The 5,308-nt window shown below is 58.0% G+C and carries 4 protein-coding genes; all 4 read right to left on the bottom strand.

Features of this window, described 5'->3' with window-relative positions; genetic code table 11:
- Positions 1-29: 29 nt before the first annotated feature.
- Positions 30-1,331, bottom strand: a complete 1,302-nt coding sequence (hemL, locus tag L692_RS0107265) for a glutamate-1-semialdehyde 2,1-aminomutase (protein ID WP_025698520.1) — start codon at positions 1,329-1,331, stop codon at positions 30-32.
- Positions 1,332-1,364: 33 nt separating this feature from the next.
- The gene (gene hemB, locus L692_RS0107270) at positions 1,365-2,366 is read right to left on the bottom strand and encodes a porphobilinogen synthase (RefSeq protein WP_025698521.1); all 1,002 of its coding nucleotides are present in this window, start codon (positions 2,364-2,366) and stop codon (positions 1,365-1,367) included.
- Between the two features lie 470 nt (positions 2,367-2,836).
- Positions 2,837-3,823 (bottom strand): aldo/keto reductase, encoded by a 987-nt coding sequence (locus L692_RS0107280; protein ID WP_025698524.1) that lies wholly within the window; start codon positions 3,821-3,823, stop codon positions 2,837-2,839.
- A gap of 224 nt (positions 3,824-4,047) precedes the next feature.
- Positions 4,048-5,037: an SPL family radical SAM protein gene (locus tag L692_RS0107285; protein WP_025698525.1), complete on the bottom strand. Its 990-nt coding sequence runs from the start codon at positions 5,035-5,037 to the stop codon at positions 4,048-4,050.
- Positions 5,038-5,308: the final 271 nt, after the last annotated feature.

Below are 5,308 nucleotides of genomic sequence, written 5' to 3' on the forward strand. Positions count from 1 at the left end.
GCCTGGCTTCCTCACAGGCTCTCCCGGCTTCACAGCGCCTTCAGCGCCGTGCGGTGAGCCTCAATCGTGTCGTCGATATCCCGCTCGCTGTGCACCGCCGAAATAAACATGCCCTCAAATTGCGAAGGAGGCAGGCTGATGCCCAGCTCCAGCATTTTGCCGAAATAAGCGCGGAAACGGTTCACATCGCTGCTCTTCGCGGTATCGTAGTTCGTTACCGGGCCCGCTGTAAAGAACGGGCAGACCATTGAGCCGACCCGGTTTACGGTCAGCGGAATCCCGGTCTCTTCCGCGTTCGCCTTAAGCCCGGCTTCCAGCCGCGCGCCAAGGGCTTCCAGCCGCTCATACACCTCCGGCGTCAGCAGCCGCAGCGTCGTAAGACCCGCCGCCATCGCCAGCGGATTGCCGCTGAGCGTACCCGCCTGGTAGATCGGCCCGGTAGGCGCGATCTGCTCCATAATCTCCCGGCGTCCGCCATAGGCGCCGACGGGAAGACCGCCGCCAATCACCTTGCCGAAGCAGGTCAGGTCCGGTCGGATGCCGAACAGTCCCTGCGCGCAGCCCCGGTTCACACGGAAGCCGGTCATTACCTCGTCAAATACAAGCAGGGCGCCATAATCCTCGGTCAACTTGCGCAAGCCTTCCAGAAACCCGGGAGCAGGCGGAACAACGCCCATATTCCCGGCAATCGGCTCGACAATGACAGCGGCGATATCATCGCCATAGCGCTCAAAGGCCAGCTTGACCGATTCCAGACTGTTATACGGCACAGCAATCGTATTAGAGGCGATGCCTTCCGGCACCCCCGGACTGTCCGGCAGCCCGAGCGTCGCGACGCCGGAACCGGCCTTGATCAGCAGGCTATCGCCATGACCGTGATAGGAGCCTTCGAATTTCAGGATTTTATTCTTTCCCGTATATCCGCGCGCCAGGCGAATCGCGCTCATGGTCGCTTCCGTGCCGGAATTGACCATACGCACGATATCCACCGACTCGACGCGCTCCACAACCGTCTTCGCCATTTCCGTCTCCAGCAGCGTAGGCGCGCCAAAGCTCGTTCCCTTAACCGCCGTTTCCTGAAGCGCCTTGACGACTTCGGGATGGGCGTGTCCCATAATGAGCGGTCCCCAGGAGCAGACATAATCGATAAAGCTGTTGCCGTCGATATCATAGATTCGGGAGCCTTCTCCGCGCTCCACATACACCGGAGTCAAGCCAACCGATCTGAACGCCCGGACCGGGCTGTTCACCCCGCCGGGAATGTAATGCTTCGCCTCTTCAAATGCGGCCCGGGAAGCTTCCTCCCTCCGGGCGATACTGTCCTTACCCACTCCTGATTCCTCCTGTCTTTGGAAACCTCCGATCTATTCTCCGCGCAGCCAGCGGACAGCGTCCTTCGCGTGGTACGTAATGATGGTATCCGCTCCCGCCCGCTTCAGTCCCGTCAGAAGCTCCAGCACAATCGCTTTCTCGTTGATCCAGCCCTGCTGCGCGGCCGCCTTGACCATCGAATATTCGCCGCTGACGTTGTAGGCGACGAGCGGCAGCTCGAACTGCTCGCGGATAACGCGGATAACGTCCATATAGGCGAGCGCGGGCTTCACCATCAGCATGTCGGCTCCTTCCAGCACGTCGCTCTCCGCTTCGCGGATCGCTTCGCGCACATTCGCCGGGTCCATCTGGTACGTCTTCCGGTCGCCGAACTGCGGCGCCGAATCCGCCGCCTCCCGGAACGGCCCGTAGAACGCGGAAGCGTATTTAACCGAATAGGACATGATCGGGACATGATCGAACCCGGCCTCATCCAGCCCGGCGCGAATTGCCTGCACGAAGCCGTCCATCATGTTCGACGGCGCGATAATATCCGCTCCGGCCTTCGCCTGGGACACCGCCGTGCGCGTCAGCAGCTCAAGCGAAGCGTCGTTCATCACATCGCCGTGCAGGACGCCGTCCACGGTATGGGTATGCACCATGCCGCAGTGGCCGTGGTCGGTGAACTCGCACAGGCAGGTATCGGCGACAACAAGCAGCTCGGGATGCCACTGCTTAATCAGGCGCGTCGCCTCCTGCACAACGCCGTTCTCGTCAAAGCCGGAGGAGCCGACGGCGTCCTTCGTCTCGGGAATGCCGAACAGCAGAACCGCAGGTATGCCAAGGGAGACAATGTCATCCACTTCTTCCTTCAGCGTGTCGAGCGAGAAATGGTAGACGCCCGGCATGGATGCGATTTCCTTCTTGATCCCTGTCCCATATGTAACAAATATCGGCTGGATTAAATCCAGCGGATTCAGCACCGTCTCGCGCACCATTCCGCGAATACCGGCGGAGGCGCGCAAGCGGCGGTGCCGCACAATTGGAAAAGCCATTCTACTTCCTCCCAGAAATGAAAAATATGAATCCAAAGCTGCGAATACGGCTCTTGAAGGCGAACTGCCGACGTTTCCTATTCATATAGCACGAGCTGCCCTGTGTTTATTCTGAGCAAATTCCCGGCCGCCATCCGCTGCAAGCGGAAGAAATAACACAAGGATACAGCCTTGCCTGACCGTAGCCTGTACAGTGGGTTTTCCTCCCAAAAGACAGCAAGAGACCCCGCCAGGCCGTTCCCTGGCGTGCAACGCCTGGGCGCTTCCAAAGTGAAGCAGCCCGCTTAGAGCTGTGGGCTTGATGCTTGCGGCGCCCGGGAACCCGTTGTCCATTGCCAAGGCAGCACCCTTCCGCAAGCCCCCGCAAATGAATCTGTCCATTTCACGTTTCATGCCCAGTATTGGCAATGTCTTTGTTAAGTATATCACACGGGCAGCGGTGAATCTTATACTATTCGATGAATGCGGCTTTACTTGTCAATGGCTTTCATCGAAGCCTCGGGATACCGATATCCGGCCGCCGCTCCCAGCGGCGCAGCTTCGTCGATCCGGCTCAGCTCATCCTTGCCAAGCGTTACATCGAGCGAACCGAGGTTCTCTTCCAGATAGGATCTCCGTTTGGTTCCGGGAATCGGCACGATATCGTCTCCGCGGCTGAGCAGCCAGGCCAGCGCCAATTGGGAGGACGAGCAGCCTTTTTCCTTGGCGATTTCATGGATGCGTTCAACCAGATCAAGGTTCTTGCGGAAGTTGTCTCCCTGGAACCTCGGAGAGAATCTCCGATAGTCGCTCTCATCCAAGTCGTCGAAAGATTGGATCTGACCGGTCAAGAAGCCTCTTCCCAGCGGACTGTACGCCACAAAGCCGATGCCAAGCTCCCGGCAGAGCGGAAGAATCTCATCCTCAACCTCCCGGCTCCACAGCGAATATTCCGTCTGCAGCGCGGTGATCGGATGAACCGCATGCGCTTTGGCTATCGTCCGGGGCGATGCCTCGGACAAGCCGAGAAACCGGACTTTTCCGGCCTGCACAAGATCGGCCATGGCGCCGACCGTTTCCTCAATCGGGGTATTAGGATCGACCCGGTGCTGGTAATAGAGATCAATATGATCTACACCGAGACGCCGCAGGCTGTCGTCGCACGCCTTCTTCACATATTCCGGCCGACCGTTGATTCCAAGCGGTCTTCCGTCTTCCGCGCGCACATTGCCGAACTTTGTGGCCAGAATAACGTCATTCCGCCGCCCTTTAATTGCCCGTCCGACCAGCTCCTCGTTTCTGCCGACTCCGTACATATCCGCCGTATCAAGGAAGGTAACACCCAGCTCGATTGCCCGGTGAATCGTTCGGATGGATTCTTCATCGTCCCGTCCGGCATAGAATTCGGACATGCCCATGCATCCGAGACCAAGAGCGGAAACGTCAAGACCGGATTTGCCCAATACGCGTTTCTTCATGCCAATCCCTCACCTCTATAATTAATTTCAGGCCGCTGACTTTCCCTTTAATATTAACGCAGCCTGCGGGGAAAAGCATCTATGCCCCGCTCTTGCAGGCGCTTGCCAGCCCCCGTCCCGTGCGGGGTTCACCGATTGTCCGCTCGCCGCCATGCGAAGCCCTGCCTGGCCGCATTCTTTCCTATTCGCAGTCCTGCCGATTCTCCATTCTTCCCTGCCGCCGCTCAAAAAGGGAAGGACAACTGCTCAACCGGCGGAGCCCCGGCGATTTCGGTCAGTCCGGACCGGGGGTATGCTTCTTCTGCATGATAGCCGCCGGGCGACGCATTCCTCTCAGCTGCGGCCCGGAACGCAGGGCCGTATTTACGGTGCAGCTCGTCCAGCAGCCGGGACATACTCTCGCGGTATCCCGCTTCGGCATGTCCTCCGTCCGCATACAACCTCCGGTACGGCTCCAGCTTGTCTGGAAATTGCTCCTTCAGCGTGCGGAAATACCAGCCCTTCACATCCCGGGACAGACGCAGCAGCGAAGTCATAACCGACTCTGCTCCCCGGTCCGCCGCTGCGGCGAACAGCGCTTCAAGCTCGCTCGGATCATCCGTCAGAAGCGGAAGAATCGGCGCGATGAATACACCCGCTCTGATCCCCCGCTCCGTTAGCTTTTGGACCGTATCCAGCCTCCTGGACGGCAGCGGCGATTCCGGCTCCAGCCTGCGCGCAAGCCCGTCATTCAATGTATTGATGCTGATATTAACTGATAAGGAGCGCATGTTCGCAAGCAGATCCAGGTCGCGCAGGATCAAAGGGGAGCGGGTGGTGACCGAGGTCCTGATACCGTATTTGGCGAGCACCATCAGACATTTTCGTGTCAGCTTCGTTCTGCCCTCTATCGGCTGATAAGGATCGGTTACCGTTCCAATCATCACCTCGCCCACTTCGCTTCTCATCGCTTCAAGATCATGCCTGAAGCTTCTGGCCAGACCCGCCAGCTGCGTCTCCAGCGCTTCCGCCGCGTTCATCTTGAGGAGAATATGATTCTGGAACTCGTCATCCGCCTTTTTGTCAATGAATCCCTGAAATCCTCTCGCAAAGCAGAAGCTGCAGCCATGCGAACAGCCCCGGTACGGATTGACCGACCAGCCGAAGGGCATCCGTTCCTCTTTCACACGTGTCATTCCCGTCTTCGAAGTTATCGGTTCGTATGTCTTCGGCATTTTCCACCCTCCATGCAGAACATATGTTCCTATATGATAACACATTCGAGGGATTAAATACAAGACGACGAAGATGAAAGAAGGAAACAAGCCGGTATACAAAGCCAAACAGCCCGGCACGCATACTGGGCCAGGCTGTTGCTAGAGAAAAAGGTTTATTTTCTTGAATTTTCACGTTTCAAAAGAGCGGGCATATCCGTTCCCCGGAGCTTCGGGCACTCCCTTATTACCCCTTCCGCGTCTCCGCATTCCAGCGGCACAGCTCACCCAC

This window comes from Paenibacillus forsythiae T98, assembly GCF_000520735.1.
GTDB lineage: Bacteria > Bacillota > Bacilli > Paenibacillales > Paenibacillaceae > Paenibacillus_AQ > Paenibacillus_AQ forsythiae.